This window comes from Sinomonas halotolerans, assembly GCF_039615075.1.
GTDB lineage: Bacteria > Actinomycetota > Actinomycetes > Actinomycetales > Micrococcaceae > Sinomonas > Sinomonas halotolerans.
On the sequence record NZ_JBDFRB010000005.1, the window covers coordinates 104,094 to 128,570 of the forward strand.

The 24,477-nt window shown below is 69.5% G+C and carries 21 protein-coding genes; 8 read left to right on the plus strand and 13 right to left on the minus strand.

Annotated elements, in window-relative coordinates; genetic code table 11:
• The first annotated feature begins 1 nt into the window (after position 1).
• The 3 genes from ABCQ75_RS07630 (at position 2) to ABCQ75_RS07640 (ending at position 2,429) form a co-directional block, all read left to right on the plus strand.
• Positions 2–793, plus strand: a complete 792-nt coding sequence (locus ABCQ75_RS07630; protein WP_345884408.1) for a 3-oxoacid CoA-transferase subunit B — start codon at positions 2–4, stop codon at positions 791–793.
• A 53-nt stretch (positions 794–846) separates the two neighbouring features.
• A complete protein-coding gene (locus ABCQ75_RS07635; RefSeq protein WP_345884409.1) occupies positions 847–1,686 on the plus strand; it encodes an IclR family transcriptional regulator domain-containing protein in 840 nt (279 codons plus the stop codon).
• A gap of 152 nt (positions 1,687–1,838) precedes the next feature.
• Positions 1,839–2,429: an excalibur calcium-binding domain-containing protein gene (locus ABCQ75_RS07640; RefSeq protein WP_345884411.1), complete on the plus strand. Its 591-nt coding sequence runs from the start codon at positions 1,839–1,841 to the stop codon at positions 2,427–2,429.
• A 127-nt stretch (positions 2,430–2,556) separates the two neighbouring features.
• On the opposite strand, the gene ABCQ75_RS07645 is transcribed toward ABCQ75_RS07640, so the two are convergent.
• Positions 2,557–2,778 carry a hypothetical protein gene (locus tag ABCQ75_RS07645; RefSeq protein ID WP_345884412.1) on the minus strand — a complete coding sequence of 74 codons (222 nt, stop codon included), beginning with the start codon at positions 2,776–2,778 and terminating at the stop codon, positions 2,557–2,559.
• Here ABCQ75_RS07645 and ABCQ75_RS07650 point away from each other — a divergent pair.
• Positions 2,771–3,202: a class F sortase gene (locus tag ABCQ75_RS07650; protein WP_345884414.1), complete on the plus strand. Its 432-nt coding sequence runs from the start codon at positions 2,771–2,773 to the stop codon at positions 3,200–3,202. The two genes, ABCQ75_RS07645 and ABCQ75_RS07650, sit on opposite strands and share 8 nt — an antisense overlap.
• A gap of 30 nt (positions 3,203–3,232) precedes the next feature.
• On the opposite strand, the gene ilvD is transcribed toward ABCQ75_RS07650, so the two are convergent.
• A complete protein-coding gene (ilvD, locus tag ABCQ75_RS07655; RefSeq protein ID WP_345884416.1) occupies positions 3,233–5,125 on the minus strand; it encodes a dihydroxy-acid dehydratase in 1,893 nt (630 codons plus the stop codon).
• An 86-nt stretch (positions 5,126–5,211) separates the two neighbouring features.
• Here ilvD and ABCQ75_RS07660 point away from each other — a divergent pair, with 86 nt between their 5' ends.
• On the plus strand, positions 5,212–6,186 hold the full coding sequence (locus ABCQ75_RS07660) for a helix-turn-helix transcriptional regulator (protein WP_345884418.1): 975 nt from the start codon (positions 5,212–5,214) through the stop codon (positions 6,184–6,186).
• An 89-nt stretch (positions 6,187–6,275) separates the two neighbouring features.
• Here the strand turns inward: ABCQ75_RS07660 and ABCQ75_RS07665 are convergent, their stop codons facing one another.
• Positions 6,276–8,363: an HNH endonuclease signature motif containing protein gene (locus tag ABCQ75_RS07665; RefSeq protein WP_345884420.1), complete on the minus strand. Its 2,088-nt coding sequence runs from the start codon at positions 8,361–8,363 to the stop codon at positions 6,276–6,278.
• A gap of 198 nt (positions 8,364–8,561) precedes the next feature.
• On the opposite strand from ABCQ75_RS07665, the gene ABCQ75_RS07670 reads away from it, so the two are divergent.
• Positions 8,562–10,025 (plus strand): DUF2637 domain-containing protein, encoded by a 1,464-nt coding sequence (locus ABCQ75_RS07670; RefSeq protein WP_345884421.1) that lies wholly within the window; start codon positions 8,562–8,564, stop codon positions 10,023–10,025.
• A 232-nt stretch (positions 10,026–10,257) separates the two neighbouring features.
• Here ABCQ75_RS07670 and ABCQ75_RS07675 read toward each other — a convergent pair whose 3' ends face one another.
• From ABCQ75_RS07675 to ABCQ75_RS07685, 3 genes are all read right to left on the minus strand, one after another.
• Positions 10,258–11,262, minus strand: coding sequence for a cytochrome P450 (locus ABCQ75_RS07675; protein ID WP_345884423.1), 1,005 nt, complete (start codon positions 11,260–11,262; stop codon positions 10,258–10,260).
• A gap of 312 nt (positions 11,263–11,574) precedes the next feature.
• Positions 11,575–13,623, minus strand: a complete 2,049-nt coding sequence (locus ABCQ75_RS07680) for a hypothetical protein (RefSeq protein ID WP_345884425.1) — start codon at positions 13,621–13,623, stop codon at positions 11,575–11,577.
• Positions 13,620–13,922, minus strand: a complete 303-nt coding sequence (locus ABCQ75_RS07685; protein WP_345884427.1) for a PDDEXK family nuclease — start codon at positions 13,920–13,922, stop codon at positions 13,620–13,622. Before ABCQ75_RS07685 ends, ABCQ75_RS07680 begins: the two co-directional genes overlap by 4 nt.
• Positions 13,923–14,101: 179 nt before the next feature.
• On the opposite strand from ABCQ75_RS07685, the gene ABCQ75_RS07690 reads away from it, so the two are divergent.
• Positions 14,102–14,233 carry a hypothetical protein gene (locus ABCQ75_RS07690; RefSeq protein ID WP_345884428.1) on the plus strand — a complete coding sequence of 44 codons (132 nt, stop codon included), beginning with the start codon at positions 14,102–14,104 and terminating at the stop codon, positions 14,231–14,233.
• 84 nt (positions 14,234–14,317) lie between these two features.
• On the opposite strand, the gene ABCQ75_RS07695 is transcribed toward ABCQ75_RS07690, so the two are convergent.
• The 7 genes from ABCQ75_RS07695 to ABCQ75_RS07725 form a co-directional block, all read right to left on the minus strand.
• Positions 14,318–15,160, minus strand: coding sequence for a GIY-YIG nuclease family protein (locus ABCQ75_RS07695; protein WP_345884429.1), 843 nt, complete (start codon positions 15,158–15,160; stop codon positions 14,318–14,320).
• Positions 15,161–15,260: 100 nt separating this feature from the next.
• Positions 15,261–15,863, minus strand: coding sequence for a helix-turn-helix transcriptional regulator (locus ABCQ75_RS07700; RefSeq protein WP_345884432.1), 603 nt, complete (start codon positions 15,861–15,863; stop codon positions 15,261–15,263).
• A gap of 31 nt (positions 15,864–15,894) precedes the next feature.
• Positions 15,895–17,880, minus strand: a complete 1,986-nt coding sequence (locus ABCQ75_RS07705) for an APC family permease (RefSeq protein WP_345884433.1) — start codon at positions 17,878–17,880, stop codon at positions 15,895–15,897.
• Between the two features lie 289 nt (positions 17,881–18,169).
• Complete coding sequence (locus ABCQ75_RS07710) at positions 18,170–19,870, minus strand: phosphodiester glycosidase family protein (RefSeq protein ID WP_345884435.1); 1,701 nt, start codon at positions 19,868–19,870, stop codon at positions 18,170–18,172.
• A 311-nt stretch (positions 19,871–20,181) separates the two neighbouring features.
• Positions 20,182–21,723, minus strand: coding sequence for an alanine/glycine:cation symporter family protein (locus ABCQ75_RS07715; protein ID WP_345884437.1), 1,542 nt, complete (start codon positions 21,721–21,723; stop codon positions 20,182–20,184).
• A 161-nt stretch (positions 21,724–21,884) separates the two neighbouring features.
• Positions 21,885–22,325, minus strand: coding sequence for a VOC family protein (locus tag ABCQ75_RS07720; RefSeq protein WP_345884439.1), 441 nt, complete (start codon positions 22,323–22,325; stop codon positions 21,885–21,887).
• A gap of 92 nt (positions 22,326–22,417) precedes the next feature.
• A complete protein-coding gene (locus ABCQ75_RS07725; RefSeq protein ID WP_345884442.1) occupies positions 22,418–23,695 on the minus strand; it encodes an MFS transporter in 1,278 nt (425 codons plus the stop codon).
• Between the two features lie 151 nt (positions 23,696–23,846).
• Here ABCQ75_RS07725 and ABCQ75_RS07730 point away from each other — a divergent pair, with 151 nt between their 5' ends.
• On the plus strand, positions 23,847–24,449 hold the full coding sequence (locus ABCQ75_RS07730) for an SAM-dependent methyltransferase (RefSeq protein ID WP_345884444.1): 603 nt from the start codon (positions 23,847–23,849) through the stop codon (positions 24,447–24,449).
• Positions 24,450–24,477 lie beyond the last annotated feature (28 nt).

A 24,477-nucleotide genomic window follows, 5' to 3' on the forward strand; every position in this document is an offset into this window, starting at 1 on the left:
CATGAGCGAGCAGACGACGTCGAACATCACCACGGCGGCGGAAGGCACCCGGGGCGCGCAGGGGGGCCACGGCAGCCAGACGGGCCAGGGCGTGCAGACGGGCCAGGGCGTGCAGGGCATCCATCAGGCCAGCACCGTCCCCCAGACCTCCGACGCGCCGATCGGCCGGGACGACCTCGCGCGGCTCGTCGCGCGGGACATCGCGCCCGGCTCGTTCGTGAACCTCGGGATCGGCCAGCCGACCCTCGTCTCGAACTACCTCACCGACGAGCAGGACATCACCCTGCACACCGAGAACGGCATGCTCGGCATGGGCCCCGTCGCGACCGGCGACCAGATCGACGAGGACCTCATCAATGCGGGCAAGATCCCCGTCACCGAGCTGCCGGGCGCGAGCTACTTCCACCACGCCGACTCGTTCGCGATCATGCGTGGGGGGCACCTCGACGTGTGCGTGCTCGGCGCGTTCCAGGTCTCCGCGACGGGCGACCTCGCGAACTGGCACACGGGCGCGCCCGACGCGATCCCCGCCGTCGGCGGCGCGATGGACCTCGCGACCGGCGCCAAGGACGTCTACGTCATGATGACCCTGCTGACCAAGGACGGGAAGTCCAAGCTCGTGCCCGAGCTGACCTACCCCGTGACCGGCGTGGGCTGCGTGACGCGCGTGTACACGGACAAGGCCGTCTTCCTCATCACGTCCGACGGCGTTCGCGTGCGTGAGACGTTCGGCATCGCCTTCGAGGAGCTCCAGTCGCTCATGGACGTGCCGCTGATCGCCGCGGGCGCATGAGGCCCTAGGCTCTAACCCCGTGTGCCCCATCTGCACGAGCTCTGGAGGAATCGATGACTGAGGCTGTGCCTGCCGGTGCCGTGCCTGCCGGTGCTGTGCCTGCCGGCGCCAGTGACGCGCACGTGCAGTCGCTCGCGCGCGGGCTCGCCGTGATCCGGGCCTTTGACGCCGAGCACCAGGAGATGACCCTCTCCGAGGTCGCGGTCCGGACCGCGCTCACCAGGGCCACGGCCCGCCGCTTCCTCCACACGCTCGTGGCGCTGGGGTACGTGCGCACGGACGGGCGGCTCTTCTCGCTTACGCCGCTCGTGCTCCAGCTGGGGTACGCCTTCCTGTCCGGGCAGCGCCTGCCCGAGCTCGCGCAGCCGATCCTCGAGGACCTCTCGCACCGGCACGGGGAGTCGACGTCCCTCGCCATCCTCGACGGCACCGACATCGTCTACCTCACGCGCATCCACACGCGGCGGATCATGACGGTCGGGATCTCGCCGGGGACCCGGTTCCCCGCGCATGCGACGTCGATGGGCCGGGTGCTGCTCGCGGCGCTCTCGCCGGGGGAGCTCGCGGACTACTTCGCCCACGCCGAGCTCGCTCCCCTCACGCCCCGCACTCTCACCTCACGCGAGGCGATCGAGGCCGAGCTCGCGCGCGTGCGCGAGGCGGGGTACGCCGTCGTCGACCAGGAGCTCGAGGTGGGGCTCCGCTCCGTGGCCGTGCCGGTCATCGGAGCCGAAGGGCGGGCGGTCGCCGCCATCAACGTCGCCCTCCCCGCCCGGCTCGACAGTGCCGGCACGAGCGAGGAGCGGGACGTCGAGGCAGCCCAGCTCGTGCCCGAGCTCCGTGAAGCCGCCCAGCGCATCGCCGAGGCCGCCCGCGCCGTCGGGGCAGCGTAGCCCCGCGGCGTTCCGGCCCCGGGCCCCCTCTCATACGGGGTCACGTCTCAAGACTGCTGGGTCGCCTCTTGCGGCCGTGCCGGCTCATTGTATTCGCCGCCCGTGCGGGAAATTTGGCAGGCGATGTCGCTTTGGAGGCTTGCGCTGCTGCCATGAAGTTTGTACTTTATGCCTGCAATACAACTGCCGAGGAAATGGCAGGAATCGGGGATGCGCGTAGAGCCGTCATCTCCCGCACGGAGAAGGACTCCACAGTCGAGGTTCTTCCTCTCGCGCGCGCCTCTGGATCCGAGGGCAATTCGCCTTCTGGCTTGATTCGACGTCTCATTCCGAACTCGGGGGGAAGCATGAAAAGGATTTCGACAATCTTCTCATTGGTGGCGACGGCGGGCCTTCTGGGCTTGTCGGCAACACCTGCGGCGGCCGTGGTCGCGGCCTATCCCAGCTGCGGTGCGGCAGCTGCGGTGGGCGTGTACAACATTCCTGCGGGCGCTCCCGGTTATGGCCCGCATCTCGACGCTGACAATGACGGAATCGGATGCGAGAACGCCGCATTCGCCTACCGGCCGGAACCGGGACCGGGCAATCAGGTTGTCCAGATGCCCGTGGGTGGGGCGGCTACCGGAGTGACTGTGGAAAGCCCGAATCCGTTGGGTGCAGCAGCTCTCGGTGGGGGCCTCATCCTCGCAGCAGTGGCAGGCGGCACCTACGTGGTCCGGCGGGCCAACGCCGGAAGGGGATAGCCCCGGCGGCACATCTCGGATCGGCTGCTCCACCGATGATCCTCCGAGGACCTTGCCACCGCAGTCGTCTGGCGGCTGCGGTGCCCGCTCTGCTGATTCTCACCGGCTGCAGCAGCGCGGCCGGGCCTCAGGCCGCGGCGATCTCGCCCGCCACTGCGCAGGCGACCTCGCCCGCGCACGCTATGCCGGGCCCATCCGCGGGATCTTCTGCACCCACGGTGTCCTCCGCGAGGACGTCTCTGGTCCCGTCGAAGGGGGCGTCCAGTCCGTCACGCGGGACGATTGCGCCGGAGGCCGCGGCCCCCGAGTCGCCGGTGATGGCAGCGTCGACGCCGGTGTCTGTGGCCATTCCTTCGATCGGCACCTGGTCGGCGCTGATCCGACTCGGGCTGCAGGACGACGGTTCGCTCGAGGTGCCGCCTGCAGACCCCGGTGCGCCGGCCGGTTGGTACAAGGAATCCCCGACCCCTGGAGAACGCGGACCTGCCATTCTCCTGGGACACGTCAATGCCTATGGCGGTGGACCCGGCGTCTTCGCCCACGTGCGGAACCTTGCAGTCGGAGACATTGTCGAGGTCGCGCGGGAAGACGGTACGCGAGCCGTCTTCGCGGTCTATCGCGGCGAACAGTATGCGAAGGATGCCTTCCCCACCCTCACCGTCTATGGCAATACAGAAGGCCCAGAACTTCGCCTGATCACGTGCGATGGCTACAACTTGGCAACCGGCGAATTCGACGACAATTTTGTGGTGTACGCGAGGCTGCTCCGCTGAACTCCGAAGAGTCCGCCCAGCCCAGCGGGCTCAGCCCACCGGCTGCGGGGCCTGGGGCGAGGTCAGGCGCGTGATCGCGTCGACGTCCCGCACGGCGCCCTTGTCCGCCGAGGTCGCCATCGCCGCGTAGGCGCGAAGGGCCGCGGAGACGGGACGCTCGCGGTTCACGGGGTGGTACCCGGTCGTGGCCTCGAGCCGAGCTCGGCGCGCGTCGAGCTCGGCGGCGTCCACGACGAGCTCCATCGAGCGGTTCGGGATATCGATGCGGATGAGGTCGCCGTTCTCGACGAGCGCAATGGTGCCGCCGGAGGCCGCCTCGGGGGAGATGTGCCCGATCGAGAGGCCCGAGGTGCCGCCCGAGAAGCGTCCGTCGGTGATGAGCGCGCACTTCTTGCCCAGGCCGCGGCCCTTGAGGAACGAGGTCGGGTACAGCATCTCCTGCATGCCCGGCCCGCCCTTCGGCCCCTCGTAGCGGATGACGACGACGTCGCCCTCCTTGACCGTCTTGTTCAGGATCTTCTCGACCGCCTCGTCCTGCGACTCGCACACCACGGCCGGGCCCTCGAACGTCCAGATCGACTCGTCCACCCCCGCCGTCTTCACGACCGCGCCGTCGATAGCGATGTTGCCGCGCAGCACCGCGAGGCCGCCGTCCTTCGAGTACGCGTGCTCCACGGAGCGGATGCAGCCGCCCTCGGCGTCGGTGTCGAGGGAGGTCCACTCGTTCGACTGCGAGAACGCGGTCGAGGAGCGCTGCCCGCCCGGCGCCGCGTGCCAGAGCCGCTGGGCCTCCTCGGTGGCCTTGCCGCCGCGGAGGTCCCACGCGTCGAGCCACGAGGTGAGGTCGGGGGAGTGCACCGAGTGGACGTCGGTGTGGAGGTGGCCGCCGCGGTTGAGCTCCCCGAGCAGCGCGGGGATGCCGCCGGCGCGGTGCACGTCCTCCATGTAGTACGTCTTGTCCTTGGCCACGTTCGGCGCGACCTTCGCGAGGCACGGCACGGTGCGGGACTTGGCGTCGATCTCGGCGAGGCCGTACTCGACGCCGGCCTCCTGCGCCGCGGCGAGGAGGTGCAGGATCGTGTTGGTCGACCCGCCCATTGCGATATCGAGGGCCATCGCGTTGTCGAAGGCCTTCGCGGTGGCGATCGAGCGCGGGAGGACGGAGTCGTCGTCGTGCTCGTAGTAGCGCTTGGCGAGCTCGACGGCGGTCGCCCCCGCCCGCTCGTAGAGCGCCTTGCGCGCGGTGTGCGTGGCGAGGACCGAGCCGTTGCCGGGGAGGGAGAGGCCGATGGCCTCGGTGAGGCAGTTCATCGAGTTGGCCGTGAACATGCCCGAGCACGAGCCGCACGTGGGGCACGCGTTCTGCTCGATGAGGTCGATGTCCTCGTCCGAGATCGTCTCGTCCACGGCGTCCGCGATCGCGTTGACCAAGTCGAGCGAGCGGACCGAGCCGTCCGTGAGCGTCACCCGGCCGGCCTCCATGGGCCCGCCAGAGACGAACACGGTCGGGATGTTCAGGCGCAGGGCGGCCATGAGCATGCCTGGCGTGATCTTGTCGCAATTGGAGATGCAGACGAGGACGTCGGCGCAGTGCGCGTTGACCATGTACTCGACCGAGTCCGCGATCAGGTCGCGCGAGGGCAGCGAGTAGAGCATGCCGCCGTGGCCCATGGCGATGCCGTCGTCGACGGCGATCGTGTTGAATTCGCGGGCGACCGCGCCCGCCGCGTGGATCGCCTCGGAGACGATCCTGCCCACCGGAGCGAGGTGCGTGTGGCCGGGGACGAACTCCGTGAACGAGTTCGCGACGGCGACGATCGGCTTGCCGATGTCCGAGTTGGCGACGCCGGACGCGCGCATCAGTGCGCGGGCGCCCGCCATGTTGCGGCCATGGGTCACGGTACGGGAGCGAAGAGCTGGCATGGGATCACCCCATCACGCGCGCGCGGACCCCGGCCAGACTCCCGTAATACTAGTAGTGGGACTACTAGCGTTCGAGGAGGCTGCCCATGGAGGCTCCCGGTTCCGCCACTGCTGCGGGCTCTGCTGGATCTGGGGAATCTGCGGGTTCCGCCGGTTCGGCCACTGCTGCCGGTTCCGCCGGCTCCGCAAGGTCTGCGGGATCTTCCAGTCCCGCCGAGGCGCGCCGCAAGGAGCTCGGCGCGTTCCTCCGCAAGCGCCGCGAGCGCGCCGTGCGGGCCGATCACGGGCTGCCGCCCGTGGGGCGCGGCCGCACCACGGGCCTGCGGCGGGAGGAGATCGCCTTCCTCTCGGGCGTCTCGGTCACCTGGTACACGTGGCTCGAGCAGGGGCGGGACATCAACCCCTCGCGCCAGGTGCTCGACGCCGTCGCCCTCCACCTGCGCCTCACCGCACCTGAGCATGACTACATCCTCGGGCTGAGCGGCTTCGCGCCCGCCCCCCGGGAGGCGCCCGGTGCCCCCGAGCCGGTGCCGGCGCACATCCAGAACCTGCTCGACGCCCTCGACCCCTCGCCGGCCTTCGTCGTCACCGCGACGTGGGACATCGGGGCGTGGAACCGTGGGTACGAGGCGCTCTTCCCCGGCATCGCGACCGTCCCGGCCGGCGAGCGGAACCTGCTGCGCCTCACGTTCACCGACCCGTACGTGCGCGGCATGCTTCCCGACTGGGAGGACACGAGCCGCAGCTTCCTCGCCGACTACCGCGCCGAGGCCGGCTCCCGCGCCGACCGCGACGCCCATCTCGAGCTCATCACGCGCCTGCGGGCGGACAGCGAGGACTTCGCCCGCGCCTGGGACGACCACGAGATCCGCCGCTTCGCCTCCCGGGCCCGCACGTTCCTGCACCCTGAGGCCGGGCGGCTCGAATTCGAACAGCACCAGCTCGTCCCCTCCGACGCCCCGGCCCTCCGCATCATCGCCTACCTCCCCGCCCCCGGAAGCGATGTCCTTGAACGCCTCGAAGCCCTCGTCGGGGGGAAGCTGCGGCCGGGAGCACAGTGAAGGTGCGTCTGTCCTGCAGCTGGTGCATCCCGTGCGATGCAGGCTCGGGCTCCTAGGCTCTCGGGCTCCCGTACCCCCGCGGCCTTGGGTCAGAACGGCGGCGGCGGGTCGGCGTGCGGGTAGGTCAGGAAGCGCCTTCCCGAGGGCGACGTCCATTCAAGCGTTCCCGGCGGCGGGTTCGGCGCCTGCGCGGGACTCGCACTCATTCGGGGTGCTGGTCCTGCAGGTGGTGGTGCAGGTGGTGGTGCGGCGTGGCGGACCTTCCAGAGGCCGAGGCTCTTGAGCCGATGGTGCTCAGGGCAGAGCAGGGCAAGGTTTCCAATCTCGGTGGAGCCCCCGTCGGCCCATTCCTTCGTATGGTCCGCCTCGGTCGCGGCGGCCGGCTTGTCGCAGCCGGGAAAGCGGCAGGTCCCGTCGCGGACGGCCAGGAAGCGGCGCATGGCGGCAGTCGGGGTATAACGGACCCGCCCGACGGCGAGCGGTGCGCCCGTCTCGGGTGACACAACGAGCCGCGTCCACGTCGACGCCTGGGCCGCGAGCCTCCGTGCCGACTCCGGATCGATCGGCCCGTAGCCCAGGATCTCGCCCGCGCCGCCGCCGCCCGCGAGCGTGGCTGCGGGAACGGTCACGACGAGCTCCATCCGCACCCCGCCCAGCGGCCCGCAGCCGGGCGGGACCTGCCCTGTCGCTCCGGGCAGGCTGGGAGCGGTCCCCGGCACGCGGCCGTCGCTGGCGGCCGCTTCGGGCAGGGGCGCGGGCTGCAGGTCTCCAGTACGGGGCGGCGCCGGCTTCAGCCCGGGGCAGGTGGTGATCTGGACGTCCGTGCCGATGGGCGCGGTGCTCTGGGCGCCCGCCTCGTGCGGCGCCGCGTGCACGCTGAGCACGAGGTCGGCGAGGACGTCCGCGCGGAGCTGGTTGACGGTCCGCTCCTCGGCCGGGCTCTGGAGGCTGCGCGCGATCGCGGTGAGCCGCGTGTCGATGGCCGCGCCCGTCTCGAGCGGCAGGAAGGCATTGAGCCAGCACATGCCGTCCCCGACCGGGACCACGTCCACGCGCCTGTCGGCGACGGCCTTCGCCCTGCGGATGGCAATCGGCTCGTCGGCGTAGTCCTCCGCGAGCCGGCGCAGGCGTCTGCTGAGGGTCGGAGCGGTCGGCCTGACGCCGCCGTCGGCGGGCGCGGCGATCTGCACGGCGGCCTCGGCGAACTCCCGGAGGCGCGAGACGGGCACGGGGATGGACGCGTCGAGCACGACGGCGGCGCGTCGCCTCGTGAGCTGGCCCGCCCGCATGGTCTCGAGGACCGGGGACATCCGCGGGTCGGCCAGGGCCATAGCCTCCTCGACCATGCCCCGCGCCGTCCGCTGGGCGATCCGCAGCGTCGCCGCCACCTCGGACGCTGCGACGCCCGGGACGTCTGACGTGCTGATGCCCGGGTACCGCCCAACCAGGTCCGCATGCCCCGCCAGCAGGCTGATCCTGTGGGCATCCAGGCAGGCCTGCTGCGTCTCGAGTGCTTCGAGGTCCTCGAGGAGCTGCGCCGGGTCGTCAAGCCGGGGGACATCCGGATCGAACGGGCCGAGGGGAAGGGCACTGCCCCCGGTTCGGATCCCCGCGCGCCGTGCTGGGTCGCCCGGCACGGCGCAGATGCGGCTGAGCTCCACCGGCGGGAGGTTCGCCGCGAGCGTGGACTCGAGCCATTCGAGGTCTTTCAGTTCCCCCGCGGCAGCCTCCTCGTCAGAGGGCTGGCCCAGCGGTTCCTCGAGGCTCATCGGGTCGACGAGCCCGAGGTCTTCGAAGTCCCGTGTGAAGAGCTCGGTGTCCTCGGGCAGGCCGTTGTCCCACGGCCCGTCGCCCGGCCCGTCCGGGGGCGGACCGGCCCAGAGCGGCAGGTCTGCGACCGGCACAGGCACGGGAAGAGCCAGCGATGGCGGGGTGCCCGCGGAAGTGGGGGACGCGGCGTCGTGCCCGGGGGCGTGCGGAGGGGCCGCCGACGGCGGGGTGCCCGCGGAAGCCGGGGACGCGGCGTCGTGCGCGGGGGCGTGCGGAGGGGCCGCCGACGGCGGGGTGCCCGCGGAGGCAGGCGGGGTGTCCGCGGAAGCCGGGGACGCGGCGTCGTGCGCGCGCGGGCGGGCGAGCCGGGCGGCCGCCTCGCTGTCGAACACGCGTTCCTCTGCCATGAGCCAAGGCTCGCACACACCTACGACAATTCTCGTCGCGCCGGCGCACGTCGCGACGGGCCCCCGCCGCCCCCCACCTGCCCCGGAAGCCCTCAGAACCCCACCAGAAGCCCCAGAACCCCTCCCCGACAGGCGAAGGGGGCACCTTACCGTGTAACTTTTCACCGGCACGTCATTTCAAACGAGTAGTCAGGTACCGTGAGCCCTTCGAAAACAGCCCCAGCCCCCAGACCGCTCTCCCGTCCGATCGTTGCGTCGGGGATCGCCTCGACCATCATCATCGGGTCCGGCGCCTTCGTCCTGAGCTTCTCGGCATTGACTGACCTGGCCGTCCGCGCCGGGATCAGGCCCGAGATCGCGTGGATCTGGCCGATCATCGTGGACGGCATGATCGTCGCGGCGACGGTCGCGATCGTGGCACTGGCCGGCCGCAGCCGCCGTGCACTGCTCTACCCCTGGTCGCTCCTGTTCTTCGGCGCGATCGTCTCCACTGCGGCGAACTCGGTGCACGCCATCCTGGCCGTCCAGGCCGAGCACGGGAACGTCCCCGTGGTCGTCTCGGCGCTCGTCGCCGCGATGCCGCCCGTGGTCCTCCTCGCGATCACGCACCTCACAGTCCTCCTGGTCCAGCACGCGCGCACGGCGCGGTCGGCGGCCAAGCCGGATGCCGCCGTCGAGGATGCTCCGGAGGAAGCCGCCGCTGACGCCGCAGCCCTGGCGCACGACGCCGCGGCTGCCGCCGCCCTGGCTGCCCCCGTCGCCCCGGGTGCCCACACGGGCATGGTCCCGATGGTGCAGGCCGGCCCGCACACGGGGATGGTCCCCGTGGTGGGCGCGCAGGCGGCGCACACCGGGATGGTCCCGGTGGTGGGCGGCTACGACGGCATGATGCCGGCCGCCGGCGTGCACACGGGAATGGTCCCGATTGTCGGGCTGGACGGCATGACGCCGGCTGCCGGCGTCCACACCGGGATGGTTCCCATGGTCTCGGCGCACGGGATTGAAGCCGCGGCTGGCGCCGAGGGCGAGTCCGAGGCCGCGCTGCGGCCCGCGCACAAGGCGGAGAAGGCTGCTCCGAAGACGGCCCGCGGGGCCAAGTCGGCGTCGTCGAAGCCGGCCACGGGCAAGACCCCGGCCGTGAAGGCCAAGCCGGCCGCCAAGCGACCGGCGCCCCGCACGCGCGCTGGCGCTGGAGCCGGTGCTGGTGCTGGAGCCAGTGCCGCGACGGGTTCGGGCACGGCTGCAGCCGGTGCGACTGGCGGTGCGACTGCCGGGGCTTCGGCCAAGTCGGCGGCGTCCTCGACCGGTGGGCTGGGAACGGCCCGCGCGCTCAACGAGCAGCTGGACAAGGCCGCCTCGAGCCCGCTCCTGCGGGCGCTCGACGCCGCCGACGCCGTGGCCGCCCAGGCGAAGGCTGCTGAGGCGAAGGCCGCCGAGGCGAAGGCTGCCGAAGCGACGGCACTTGAGGTGACCGCCGCTGGCGGGACGGGCGAGTCCGTCGAGGCCCAGGCCGACAACGCCCAGGCTGCCCAGGCTGCCGAGACCGCCCAGACCGCCCAGGGCAGTGCGGCGCAGGACAGCGCGGCCCAGACCAGCGTGGCCCAGGATGAGGCCGCCAAGTCCTCCGAGAAGGAAACGGACGAGGAGCTCGTCAGCGCCTGACGCGCCAAGAGCCTCAACAGCAGGCCCTCGGCTACACAGCAGACCCTCGGCTGCACAACAGGTGCGCACGCGGGCCTGTTGTGCAGCCGAGGGCCTGTCGTCTTGTCCGGGGCCGTCATGCCTCGGGCCTCGGGGATGTGACCCGCAGCGGGTGGGGCGAGACGTGGCCACGCGTGGGGTCAGCGGGACTTGCGGTGGATCGACTTGTAGCTGAGGTACGCGGCGAGACCCTCTAGGCCGAGCCGGAGTAGCGCAGCACCTCGTCGATCGCGCCGGGGATCTTCTTGGGGTCCTCGACGAGCTGGGCCCAGACGGCGGCGTCCGCGGCGAGGAGGTGGAGGGCGTTGGAGATGAGCGTGGTGGTGGTCTCGTGGCCGGCGAAGAGGAGGCTGTAGGCCACGGAGGCGATCTCGTGGTCGGAGATCTCGGCGCCGTCCTTCTGGGCGGTGACGAGGTCCGCGATGAGGTTGTCGCCGCCCTCGGCGTGGGCCTTCGCGACGAGCGCGAGGCAGGCCTGCCAATACTCGACGAGGTTGTGCGCGTGGGGGATCTGCTCCTCGTCGCTGAGGTCGCCCCAGGTCATCGCGGCCCGCGAATCGGACCAGCGCTTGTAGTCGTCCAGCTTGGCGAGGTCCTCGCCGAGGGGCGTGAGGATGGTGATGGTGGGGACCTCGTAGGCGAGGTCCTTGACGATTTCGCCGTGGTGGGTGGCTGTGTCCTGGCCGCGCGCGATCATCGCGTCGAGGCGGTCGGCGACGTTCTGGCGGATGAAGGGCTCGAGGACCTTAAACCGGCGCGGCGTGAACGCCTTCTGCACGATGCCGCGGATGCGGGTGTGCTCCGGGTGGATGCGGGCGGAGAGGCCCGAGTAGGCGGTGAAGCCGCCCTCGTTCATGATCTGGGTGGCCTGCGGGCCGCGCTTGCGGACGGGCGCCTGAGCGTTCCCGGAGGAGAAGGTCTCCCAGTCGTCGAAGACGGCCTTGATGTCGTAGCGGGTGACCACGAAGAGGTCGATCCGCTCGTCGTACATCACCGGCTCCTCGGCGCGGAGGGCTGCGTACGCCGGGAACGGGTTCTTCATCTGGAACGGCTCGTAGCCGTGGTGGGTGGCGCCGTGGGTTGCTGCGGGGGCGGACGACGGCGCGTGGCCGGCTCCAGCGGGCGCCGCACCTGTGTCGGTGCCCGCCTGAGCGCCGAACCCGAACGGACAGCCCGTTCCCTGAGTCTCCAGTGACATCAGCACTCCTTGATCTGGTGACCTTCGGCGCGGCTGGGGGCCGGGCCTGTGCCTCTAGATCCAGTGTGGTCCTGGTCACCGACAAGTGTGCTGGGTCGCCTTCCACTGAGCGGAAGTGGGTTGGGCGTAGTCTTCGCTCAACTCTGCGCCTTGTCACGCGCGGGGCCCCGGCCGCGCAATTCGGTGCGCTCAACGCCGCTTGGCAGGCTGTAATTTGCCAACGGCAGATCACACCAATATCGATTTGAAGAACCTAAATTCGCCGCCCAAGTGCGATCCGGTGGGACATCAAGTTGAAACCGGCTCTCGCCCTCAAACCTCTAGGCCTGCTCGGCTCAAGGCCTTCCTTCTGATCCGATCGGCCAAGGGCCGTTCTAATGACTTGAGCCATTGTGTTACGGTTCCTTGTCCCAACGAGTCGAGGATGGCGAAGATCGCAACGAGCGCGGCACATGCGCCCGCGAGCCAGCCAACGATTGGCGACAGCTGGGCCAACCAAGGAGGATCTATAAGCTTTAGGCCCGCCAAGCTTACTAGAGGGGCGACTATCACCCAAAGAGCAACCTTGATCAAGAGCGCTGCCCGTCGATGAGCGAACGCCTCGATATTCGTTCGGCGGTTTCGTTCGATGTCACGCAGTGACTCGAGTTGAGAACTCAACCGTTGGGCTTCCTCTCGCTGTTCATCGAGCTCTGCCGAAATACGAGTAATCTCCCCTTCGTTCTCAAGCCAAGCAGCGGCGGCGGAGTCGGCCGACGCCGATGCGGCCGCCTCTTCACCTTCGCGAACTATTAATTCTCTGTGGAACGGCTCCTCAATCTCTGTCCGTAATCGTTGAAGGACTGCAAGCGGTGAATCTGAATTGACTCTAGCATCAAGGCCCAAGGTCTCTTCCATGAGAGCGTTCTTGCCGGCGACAGTTGCCCTAAGAACGACGGCCTCGTCAGCGCTGACTTCACCCCGAGACTCTAGAGTTTTGACTTCGTCAACATATCTAGCCCAGAGATGCGCCTCTGGCTGCATTCCAGCGTATGCAGATGCGACAACCATATTTCGCGGGAGATCCTGGGCGACCGCAGGGCTCCTAGCCCATAGGATTCCTGCTAAGGCCGAATCTGACATTGCTAGTGGCCAGTCATGCCGTTCGCCTTCGACGAGCTGGGAGGCGCGGACGAGCTCCGTGTTATTGGTCAAAAGGACGGCACCACAGCGATCAAGAAAGCCGTGGGAGCTTCCTCTCCGCAATCTATGTATGGCAGAAATACTCTCGACGTCATAACGGCGCGTGCTTTCATGCCGATAATGAACTACTTCTTGAAGATGCCGTTCCAAGGCCTCTTCATCCAGGCCATATGCTCGGTAGCCATCTGGTGTGGAGCGGACTTCTATGCCAAGGTCTTGGAGCCGCTTGGGGATCATTTGTCGCCCAATGGCGATGTCGGCAGCGCTCCAGTGTAGCTCCTGAAAGGTAAGATCTATGGGTCGTGCCTCACGTCCTTGCGTGTTCCTAGAGAAGCTTTCTGCGCTCTGCATGACGCCGTCTAGCTCTCGAACCGAATGTTCGAAGGCGCAGATTGTTGCTCCTTGCGCTCGAGCTAAGTCTATGAGTTGACTTGTTGCCAGCGCCTGCGGGACACCGCCATAGCCGAGAAGATCGATAAGTACGGGAGTGTCGACGTAGATTGACAGCGTGGCCAGCGAATTCCGAAACGTGGAAGTGTCCAGCGTGACCACAGAAGCAAGGATCGCACCTTTCGCAAATTCTTCCAAGTACGAGAAGCCAACGCTGTCTCGTTCGTGAAGATGTGCAACAAAGCGCGCCACAACGTACTCTGAATCTTGACTCTGATCATCTGTTCGGGAGTCGAGATCTGCCAGCCGCCGTCCTCGTACCGCGCTGGCAATCACCGGAACGGCGATGCGGTCGAGATACTTTACAAGATCTTCTGCAGCAGGTGCTTCTTGAAGTTCGGGTCGCAACGGAAATTCAGCTTTGGTGAACTCAAAGAAACGATCCTCGAGTTCATTCTGCTGGCGGAGATACTTATCACGCATGCCCTTGATGGCGGGAGCGGCCTTGAGTCCGTCTTGGGTCAAAGAATACCCAGAAGGTTCTCCCTCGATGAGGCGAGTCCGTTTAGCTCTTTTAAGGATTTTTCCTACAACAAGGTCGGGAATGGCGATGCCAAAGCTCTCGCGGATCTCTGCGGCTATTTTATCCTGTGTGAGCCTCTTGGGGTGCTCCTCCACTAGAACGCCCAATACGAACCCTCGGAAATTATCGATATAGCTCGGCGCCTCTGCGTTAAAGTTTGCTCTCAAGACTGCGAATCCTACTAGGGCGCTTGAATGCTCGGTCACGAATGCTCTCCAGTAGTAGATTGATGCGGCGATGTCGGAGCGGCGGTCCAGGCTTGACTGTTGAGCCGGTACGTCGAGTGCAATGTCGTGGTGGCCGTAGTGGTCAACTGCTGTGTCGCATGCCCGTTGTGGACCGGCCAGTCGCGTGACGGGCAAGCATCGGAGAACCGGTCCGCGTACTTCGACTCCAGCCCCACATGCCGCTTCACCAGCCGTTCGTACGTGCTGCCCTTATCTCGCGCATCGGCGGCGAAGTAGTGCAGCTTGTCGAACGCGGCCGCGAAATCGGTAGCCCCCATGAGGGACATCTTGCCTGATGCGGACCGAATGCTTGAACGTCCGAGTGAGTCCGTATGATGAGCAAAGCTCCGGGGGGCACCGCATCGCTTGAGGGGACACCCACTGAAGAGGCATCTTGTCGTTCTGTCGGAAGCGCCTGGTTGCGCGCCGGCTCGAGCCTCCGCCCGCTGCTGGTCGCGTGGATCATGGACGGCTTCGAATCCCCCGGGTATTCGTCGCCTTCCGAGCGATCGCCCTCGTAGGCGGGGTCGTCACGGTCTTCTTCGTGATCGAGACCAAGGGCCGGGTCCTCGAGGAGCTCGCGCCGTAGGGCTGGATTGAGGTTGTGTGAGGCGAGTGCACGACGGCGGGTGGGTGCCCGCCGTCGTGCGCTTGTTGGTCTGTGCTGCCAGCCTCAGCGGAAGCGGTTACGGATGTATGACTCCTGCTCGCATGTGAGCGCACCCCAGCGGTCGCCCGTAACGGCCAGCTTGCCGTACCTATCGCGCAGCGCCTGCCGCACCGTCTTGGGACTCCTGCGGAGTTCGCGTGCCAATTCGACGGGGGTGGGCCCAAGCCCTGGCGCCCGTGCCGCAGGCGTGGGCTCCTGGGCCGCAGACGTTCTTGCCGGCTTCTCATCGAGGGGTGGCCGAGAAGCCGCGCTAGGGTGCGAGGCTGACGCCTCACGCGTCATCGCTTCGCGTGCCGTGCGCAGCCGGGGGAGAGGGCGCGGGTTGTCCGCGATGTTCAGGGGCGGCATCCAGCGGTGAATGATCGCGGACTCAACGGTCTTCAGGGAATGGGCGAGCGTCGTGGGCCTTAGCCAGACTGCGATCGACAGACGCTCGTGCATCCACGCCGTAAGCCGCGTATCCCCGTCGAGTGTAAGCCCATAATTAGAGAAGTAGCCGGGCTTCTCAGGATTGCGCGGAATCGCCTGCAGTTCGAGCGCATCGCGCATAAGTGCGGCGAATGATCGTCGAACCGTCGAGCTGCCAGTCCGCGTCTTCTTTGCCGGATCCACCGCGAAATGGGTGTCGAGTTCCCGACGCACAAGGTTGTCCTCGCTCTTGCCTACATACAGCGGCGAGTTTGGCTCTGGGTCGAGGCCCAGGTCAGTCCATGCAGTCGTGTCGCCGTAGATCGCGTACAGCCCCGGGGTCGGCGGCACGTGCCGCTTCGCCAGCATGATCGGCCACCGTTCGCCCGACAACGTGGTGAGGGCTTCGGCGAGGTGCAACGATTCGGACGGGGCCATGTGGGAACCGTAGCAAGGATGGCTTCCCGCGCTGCAGATCGGCCCCGCGTCCCTGTCTCCCATCTGGGCGCCGATCGAGCGCCCTCGTGCTGTGCGGTGGTCACTCGGCCCCGTCCTGGTTCCGCGCCTCATCAAGGTACGAGTAGGCCGTTACTCGGGAGATCCCCAGCCGCGCGGCAATGCGGTCGATGCCCTTCCTCATCTGCAGCACGCCCTGCTGGTCGAGCTTGGTCAGGATGGCGATGCGGTCGTCGCGGCTCATCTGGTCCACGGGCTTGCCGACCTCGCGGATGGCCTCGGTGACCATCGCATCCATCACCGCAACGTTGTCCCGGCCGAAGAACTCGTTCGGCTGCTCGGGGGAATCGGAGGCGGCCCCCGGCAGTAGGCCCTGGAGGAGGGACTGCAGGCGCTGGAGAGTGCTGACGTCGAAGTTGATGCAGAGGGCGGCGATGATGCGCCCGGCCGAGTTGCGGAAGTACACGGAGGAGCACCGCAGCTCGCGGCCGTCGGCCGTGAAGCCGCGGTAGCCGAACGCGTTGTGGTCCGCGCCTAGTTTGTGGAGCACGCCGGCGACGAGCGACGAGCGGCCTCTGCCCAGGGTGCGCAATGTCCACAAACAGCAGGACCAGGCGGCCGTCATCGTCCTCCGACGAACCGAGCAGGCGCGCGGGGCGGACCGACGGCAGCGCAGCGGAGCCATCCTGGAAGCACCCGGCCGGGCTCGCCCCTGGTCAGCCCACGTGGATCCCGGGGCGGCGCGCCGGGTCGGGCTCGTGTTCGCGGATGATCTCCCTGACCACGGGCGGGGTGTCCCCGCGGCCGAGCAGGAGGTAGCGCATGAGGTGCGCGAGCGGGTTGCCCTCCGACCACTCGAAGTAGGCGTGGGGGCGGACCCCGGTGGCGTCGCGCAGGGCCAGCAGGATCGCGGCGATCGCATTGGGCGCCGCCGGACTCGCGGCCCGCAGCACCCGGTGGCCCTCCACTTCCACGCCCCGGACCACCAGCGCCTCGCTGAAGTCGGATGGGTCCACCACGTCGATCTCGAGGAAGATGACGTCCGCACTCCCGGGGACGGGATTCATGCCGCGCTGCTCCGCCTCCTTCGCCGCATACTCGGCCGGGTCCCGGACATCGGGCCGGTGTGCGATGAGGTTGAGCCGGCCGTCGTAGTCGAGGGAGTCGACGATGAAGCGGCGGGCCGTCGGATCGAACTCGATGCTGTCCGCACGCAGCTCCGTGGTCCTGCTGACCCGGGAGACGAGGGAGACCACGATGATGCCGGCGATGAAGAAGCCCGAGATCATGATCCCCTCCGGCTTCTCGATGATGTTGGCCCCGAGGGCGTACAGCATGACGAGGCTGAGGGTTCCGAAGGCCACGGTCCCGATGCGCTGACCCCTGCGCGCGGCGGAGATCGTGACGGCCACAGCGCCGGAGACCATCATGGCGAGGACTCCGGTGGCGTAGGCGCCGGCCTGCGCGTTGACATCGGCCTTGAATCCGATGGTGATCGCGATGCTGATGCCCGTGTAGACGAGGACGACGGGGCGGACGGCGCGTCCCCACTCCGGCGCCATGCCGTACGAGGGCAGGTACCGGGGGACGATGTTGATCAGCCCGGCCATCGCCGAGGCGCCGGCGAACCAGAGGATGAGGATGCTGCTGATGTCGTAGGCGGAGCCGAAGGCGTCCCCGAACTGCTCGTGGGCCATGTACGCGAGAGCCCTGCCATTGGCCTCCCCGCCTTCCTGGAAGGCGGCTGCAGGGATCAGGAGCGTGGTGACGAAGCTGCTCCCGATGAGGAAGACGCTCATGATGACCGCGGCGGCCGTGAGGAGCTTGCGCGTGTTCCGGATCCGATCGGCCAGCTGCTGCTCCGGTGTGCTGCCCTTCGAGGCCACGAGCGGCATCATGCTGACACCGGTCTCAAACCCTGACAGGCCGAGCACGAGCAGCGGGAAGGCCAGCAGGGCCGGGATGAGCAGCCCCGAGAGCCCGCCTCCGCCCGACGCGACGAGGGCACTTGCCCACGCGTCCAAGGACTGGGGATGGGACAGGATCTCCAGGAGACCCCGCCCGATGATGATGGCATTCAGCCCCAGGAACGCGGCCACGAGCGGGATCGCAATGGCCACGGCCTCGGTGAAGCCGAGCAGGAAGACCCCGCCAAGGACCAGAAGGAGCCCCACCGTGATCGGGACCGCCTGTCCCTCCAGGGCCGGCGGGAGGAACGGATTCTCGAGGATGTGCACGGTCGCATCCGCCGCTGAGAGGGTGATCGTCACGATCCACGAGGTCGCGACGAACCCCAGGAGCACGAGGACGAAGACCTTCCCCCGCCAGAACGGCAGCAGCTCCTCGAGCATGTGCACGGATCCCTGGCCGTGCGGGCTCTCCTTGGCCACGCGCCGGTACATCGGAAGCATGCCGAGCAGGGTCAGCGCGACGATCAGAAGCGTCGCCAGCGGGGACAGCGCCCCCGCCGCGAGGGCGGCGATGCCGGGGGGGTAGGAGAGCGTGGAGAAGTAGTCCACGCCCGTCAGGCACATGACCTTCCACCAGCTGTGCTTCTCGGTGTGGTCCTCCGGGGACTCGGGCCCCACCGGCTGGTGGACCCGCCTCTCCAGCAGCCACCGGGCGAGCGGCGTCTGGGGCGGGCTCTGCGGCGCGGGGCCCGGAACACTCTCCGGCATCGAGTAGTGCATGGGTATCGTCATCGGTGTCCTCCGGATCGCCGCCCCTGGGTCTGTGGAGGCCCATCAGCATCAGCAGTGTCAGCTGAAAGCAATGATGGGCCGAGACAGGGGCGCCGTCCGCATTTACGCCCGGGCCTTTACGCATCCCTAACGCGCTTTGCGGGCGGGAGCGCCTTTCGCCGGGCGATCGCAAGGACCGTGAGGCGGTCCTGCCAGAGGAGGCGGTCCTGACAGTGGAGGCGGTCCTGGCAGAGGGGACGATCCGGAAGAGGAGGCGATCCGGAAGCCGACGGGTCAGCCAGCCGACGGCTCAGCCGGCCGTCTCCCGCCCGGGGAGGAGGAGCAGCGCGTCGCCGACAGTGCGCTCGGTGCCGCCCGAGGGGCTGGTCACGAGGGACCCGCCGACGGACATCGCGGTGGACCCGCCGCCGTCGAGGTTGATCGCCTGGACCATGCCGAGCGAGGCGGCGACCTGCGCGGTCTCCTTGATGCTCAGGCCGAGGCGGTCGGTCTGGCGGCCGTCCGCGGTGACGAGGAGGGTGCGGCCCTGGGCGTCCACGCCGGCGAAGGTGCGCGGGTTCCGCTTGTGGACCCAGCCGTAGAAGAAGCTGGGCTTGCCCGGGTGGACCATGCCGTCGCGGGCAGCGGTCACGTTCTCGGCGCCGTCCTGGATGAGCAGGGGGCCGCCGTTGACCACGCTCGTGGACTTGCCGGCGTCGAGCGCCTTCCCGTCCTCGCCGACCAGGCCGGTGGTGACCTGGAGCTGGCGGCCCACGGGCGCGATCTCGCGCAGCTGCACGGCGGCGGATCCGGTGGCCTGGAGGGTGCGGGCGCCGGCCGGCACCGCCATGCCGCGCTGCCCGCGCACCTCGGTCACGCGCCCGGAGGCGTCGAGGACCACCTCGACGCCCGCGCCGGCGGGGGTCTGTGGGCCGAAGTCGGAGGTGAACGCGACCAGCTCGTCCGCGTCGGTGCACGTCACATCGTGGAGGGGGAGCCAGGTCGGGGTGTCGCCGGTGCCGCCGCAGTTGCGGACCAGCCCGGGCACGCGGTCGACGCCGTCGAGCACCAGCTGCTCGCTGCCCGCCCGCACCGTGCCGCGCCAGCGCAGCCGTTCCACCGAGGTGCGGCTGTGCTTGCCGTCCACGACGAGGGCGGGGCGGTCGCCGACCGGCTCGCTCAGCGTGCGCCCGCCGTAGACGCCGACGCCGGCCGGGTCGCCTTCCGCCCCAGCCTTCGGGTCGAAGACGAAGAACCCGCCGTTGACGCCGGCGAGGGCGCCCTGCGCCTGGGCGAGCGCGGTCACGCTCTCGCGTCCCTGCAGGTCGGGGCCGAACGAGGCGGCCAGCTGGCCGGTGTACTCCTTCGGATCGATCGTGAGGACCTCGAGCTTCCACTGGCCGTGGCTGTTGTCCCCGCTGGCCGAGTCGCCGTCCCAGCCCGTGTAGACGAGCGAGGAGGCGTAGCCGGCGGCCTTGATCTGGGCGACGAGTCCGGCACCCTCCGCCTTGGTCGCGACGTTCCCGGCACGGACTCGGTAGCCCAGCTCGCCGCCGGCATCCGCGAGCTGCGGGGAGACGACGTGCTCGACTCGGGCGTCGACCCCGGCGGCCCGCAGCCGCTCCGCGGTGCGCTCGGCGCCCTCCCGGCTCGAGATGGCCGACGCCGGAGCGTCGGGGTCCGGGGAGTCGGAGGGCACCGCGACCTCGGCGGTCCAGAAGAGCGAGGCGCTCGGCGCGCCGCGGGTGATCGAGGTCCGGGTCACGCCCGGCGCGAGCTGGGTGACCGTCCGCGTCTCGGGGAGGTCCTCGGCGCCGAGGGCGAGGCGGCCGGCCTGCGCGGTCGGGTCCGGCGTGGCGCTCGACGACGGTGCCGCGCTCGGCGATGACGACGAAGGCGCCGGTGCGGGGGCCGGCTCGGCGAAGGCGGCCGGGGCGGTGAGGGCGGCGGCTGCTGCGACGGCAGCGCACGCGGCGTAGAGCCGGGAGAAGTTCGAGGTGGGTGCGATCACGGCGTCAAGCGTAGGGGCGCAGGCTGGCCCAGAACGCCGGATCGAGGAGCCCATCCGTGATCTTCGGCAGCTGTTCCGCGCAGCGTCGCGAGCACTGCGCGAAGGGTTCACGCCGTGTTCACACTGGGGGCCGCGTCCAGGCTGCTGGCAGAGAGCGCCCCCAAAGCGCGAACGGCGCGCCCCCTGCACACCCCCGCCCGAGGAGGGCGGGGGAGCGCGGTGGGGGACACGCCGTCGTGCGTCTGCCCCGGCCCGCCGCAGACCGCAGCGAACCGGGGCAGATGCTCCGAACCAGAGCCGGTGCCGAGAGGTCAGACGCGCGCGTCTTCCTTCTCGCGCTCGGCCGTCTTGTAGGACTCCCAGAAGGTGGCGCCCACGATGCCGAGGGGCTTGGGATCGAAGACCGGGTCGAGACCGAGCTTGACCTGGCGCTCGTAGTCCTTGAGCGCCTTGAAGGCCGGCTTCTGCAGGACGAGGATGCCCACGATGTTCAGCCAGGCCATGAGGCCCACGCCGATGTCGCCCATCGTCCACGCGTCAGCGGCGGTGTTCACGCTGCCGTAGGCCGCGGCGATGAGGATGGCGACCTGCAGGGCGATGGTGGTCACGCGGCCAATGCTCACGCGGGTGCCCGGGAGGAGCTTCTTCGAGGCGTCCCCGACGAGGAAGCGCAGGTTGGTCTCCGCCATGTAGTAGTAGGCGATGACCGTGGTCATGCAGAAGAAGATCAGCGTGAACGCGATGAACGCGGCGCCGACGCCCGGGAAGACCGAGTCGAAGCCGGCCTGGACGAACTGGGGTCCCACCACGGCGCTGGCCGAGAGGAGGCCGCCGTCGGCGAGCACCGCGCCGTCCTCGCTGCCACCCGAGAAGACGCGGTACGCGCCGGTCGAGAGGATGAGGAAGCCGGTGGCCGAGCAGACGAAGAGCGTGTCGATGTAGACCGCGAAGGCCTGTGCGAGGCCCTGCTTGGCCGGGTGCGAGACCTCGGCGGCAGCAGCGGCGTGCGGGCCCGTGCCCTGGCCGGCCTCGTTCGAGTACACGCCGCGCTTGACGCCCCACATGACGGCGAGGCCGATGATCGCGCCGAGGGCGGCGTCCATGCCGAAGGCGCTGCGGAACACGAGCGAGATGATCGCGGGCAGCTGGCCGGCGTTGAGGACGACGACGATCAGGGCGAGGATGATGTACGCGATGGCCATGAACGGCACGACGAACGCAGCGACGCTCGCGATGCGCTTCACGCCGCCGACGATCACGAGGGCGAGCACGACGGCCGCGCCGAGGGCCACGGTCCACGACGGGAGGGTCCAGGCGCCGCTGATGGCGGTGGCCATCGAGTTGGTCTGGACGCCCGGCATGAGGACACCGCAGGCGAGGACGGTCACGGCGGCGAAGATGTAGCCGTAGACCTTGAAGAAGCCGGCGCCCTTGGTGTGGGCGAAGGCGCGGGAGAAGTAGTAGGCCGGGCCGCCACGGTACTCGCCGGTCAGCGGGTCGCGGGTCTTGTAGATCTGGCCGAGCGTGGACTCGATGAAGGACGTGGACGCGCCCAGGAAGGCGACCGTCCACATCCAGAACAGGGCTCCGGGCCCGCCGAACGCCACAGCGGTGGCGACACCGGCGACGTTGCCGGTGCCGACGCGGCCGGACAGGGACATGGCCAGAGCCTGGAACGAGGAGACGCCCGAGTCGGACTTCTCACCGCGGAACAGCTGCTGGACCATGCCCTTCACGTGCCGCACCTGCAGGAAGCGCGAGCGGACGGAGAAGTAGACGCCGGTGGCGAGGCACAGATAGACGAGCCAGTCGCTCCAGATCACGCCATTGATGGCAGACAGGACATCGCTCATGAGTGTGGGTTCCCTCCATGAAGAGCGTTTGGGGTGCGATCGGGGGCTGCGCGAAGTCGGTGGACCTGAGTGGCGCGCGTCACCCAAAACCTGTGAAGTTTCCCACAGAGCATCGGCATTAGTCCATTTGGCTATGCCCGGGGCGGGGCCGGGGCCTTGCGTCAGCCGATCTGCTCCGCGAGGGCGACGATGATGCCCGCGGGCCCGCGGAGGTAGCAGAGCCGGTAGATGCCCTCGTAGTCCGCCACCCGGCCGAGCAGTTCGGCGCCGTGGGGGCGGAGGCGGGCGATGGTGTCCTCGATGTCGTCGACGGCGAACATCACGCGGTGCAGGCCCAGCGTGTTGGGCGGCAGGCTCGGCGGCTGGGAGCTGACCGCAGCGGGGTGGTGGTACACGGTCAGCTCGAGCCTGCCGTGGCCGTCCGGCATCCGCATCATTGCGATGTCGGTGCGCACGCCCTCGAGCCCGACGGTCTCGTCCGCGACGGCGCCCTCGATCGACGCCCTGCCCTCCACCTCCAGGCCGAGCTCGGAGTAGAACGCGACGGCCGCTTCCAGGTCGTCGACGACGATCGCGACGTTGTCCATCCGCTGAACAGCCACAGGGCCACCTCTCGCCGGCACACGGGACGCCCCCAGTCTCTGGTCCCGAGCCCGCTGGGGACAAGGCTGCGCGCCGCGTCAGGACCCCCGCGTCATGCCGCCCGGCGGTGGGGCTGGGCGGCGAGGTGCCGCCCGGCCCCGACCAGCACGGCGGCGAGCACCAGCGCGGCGGTGCCGCTCACCAGCAGCGGCACCTGGCCGGCGTCGCCCCACGCGAACCCGGCCCACAGCCCTGCCACGAGGATGCCGCCGCCCGTGAGCCCCTGGAAGAGCCCCTGCGCCCGGCCCTGCAGCCCCTCCGGCGCGAGGCTCGACACCCACGCTTTGCCCACCCCGTCCGTGCAGGCGGCGAACCCGCCGTACGCGAGCAGGATCGGGAACACCCACGCCGGGTCCTCGATGAGCCCGAGCCCCAGGTAGCCGGCCGCGAAGAACACGAGCCCCGCCGCGAACACGAGATGCCGCGGCACGCGGTCCGAGAGGGCCCCGGCCGGGTAGGAGAGCGCCGCGTACGCGACGTTGAACAGGATGTACGCGGCCACGACGCCCTCGGTGGGCAGGCCCAGCTCGTGTGCGCGCAGCAGCAGGAGCGCGTCCGGGAAGTTCACGAGCGAGAACACTGCGAGCACGCCGATGAGCCATCGCAGGCGCCGGGGTAGGGCAGGCGGCGGGCGCCCCGGCAGGCTTTGGGGGAGGGCGCGGGGGAGGCGGGGCGCGGCACGCGGCGGGGGACTCGGCGTCGGGCGCCGTGCCCAGGGCGGGAGGGAGGGGTGCACGACGGCGGCGGGGTCCCCGCGCTCTTCCCGCACCGCGGCGACGAGCAGCACCGAGAGGACCGCGGGCACCACAGCGACCCACAGGAGCGGCTGGATCTGTCCGCCGACCAGGGCGAGGAGGCCGAGCCCGACCGCGGGGCCGACCACCGCGCCGGCCGAGTCCGCCATCCGGTGGAAGCCGAAGATCCGGCCGCGGGAGGCGGGTTCGGCGCCGTGGGTGAGCAGGGCGTCCCGGGGCGCGCCCCGGATGCCCTTGCCGAGCCTGTCCACGCAGCGGCCCGCGAGCACCGCCGGCCATGCCGAGGCGAGGGCGATGACGAGCTTGCCGACCGCCGCGAGCCCGTAGCCCAGGCCGATGAGGCGGCGCTTCGAGGAACGGTCAGCGAGCCGGCCCGCCACGACCTTCGTGACCGAGGCGGCGCCCTCCGCCGCACCCTCCACGGCCCCGACCACCGCAGCAGGCGCCCCGAGGACCGCGGTGAGGAAGATCGGCAGGACCGGGTAGAGGAGCTCGCTCGCGGCATCCTGGAGGAAGCTCACGCCCGAGAGCGTCGCGACGTTGCGCGTGAGCCAGCGCGGACGCAGCACCTCCACGGAGCCAGTCCAGCATCGATGCCTCCCGAGCGGAAGGCGGAGGCGAGCCTGAACCCGCGCCTGTGTTCGCTCAGGCCTTCCGGACGGGGGCGGAGAGCGCGACAGTGGTGCTGGGCGCATGCGCTGGCTGGGGCGTCCGGAGGGTTCTGCGATGAAGGGCTTCTACAACTCCTGGTACCGGTTCGGGACCCCGCCCTGGGTCGGCGGGCCGCGAGCGGAACTGGTCCGCCTCGTCGAGTCCGGTGGCCTGCGGCCCGGGCGGGCGATCGACTTGGGGTGCGGGGTAGGGGACAACGCCGTGTTCCTCGCCCAGCACCGATTCGAGGTCACCGCCGTGGACTTCGCGCCCGCGGCCATCGCGAGGGCGGAGGAGAAGGCCCGCCAGGCAGGCGTGGACGTGGACTTCGTGGTGGACGACCTCACGCGGCTCACGAAGGTCAGCGGCCCGTTCGACGTGCTCGTGGACTACGGCACGTTCGATGACCTGGGCCCACGGCAGCGCGCCGCCTACGTCGAGCAGGTCGTCCCGCTCGCGGCACCCGGGGCGAGGTTCCTGCTGTGGTGCTTCGAATGGGAGCCGCGCCTCTGGGAGCGGGCCGCGACCGCGGTCCTGCCGTTCGGCGGGCTCGCGCTCCGTCCCGGCGAGGCGGAGCGCTGGTTCGCGGACCGTTTCGATGTCGAGCGGATCGCCGGCGAGACGGGGCTGCCGAGCTGGCCGCGCGGCTGGGCCGCCTACCTGATGGCCCGCCGCTGAGAGCCTGTCGAGCGCCCGTCCGCGCCAG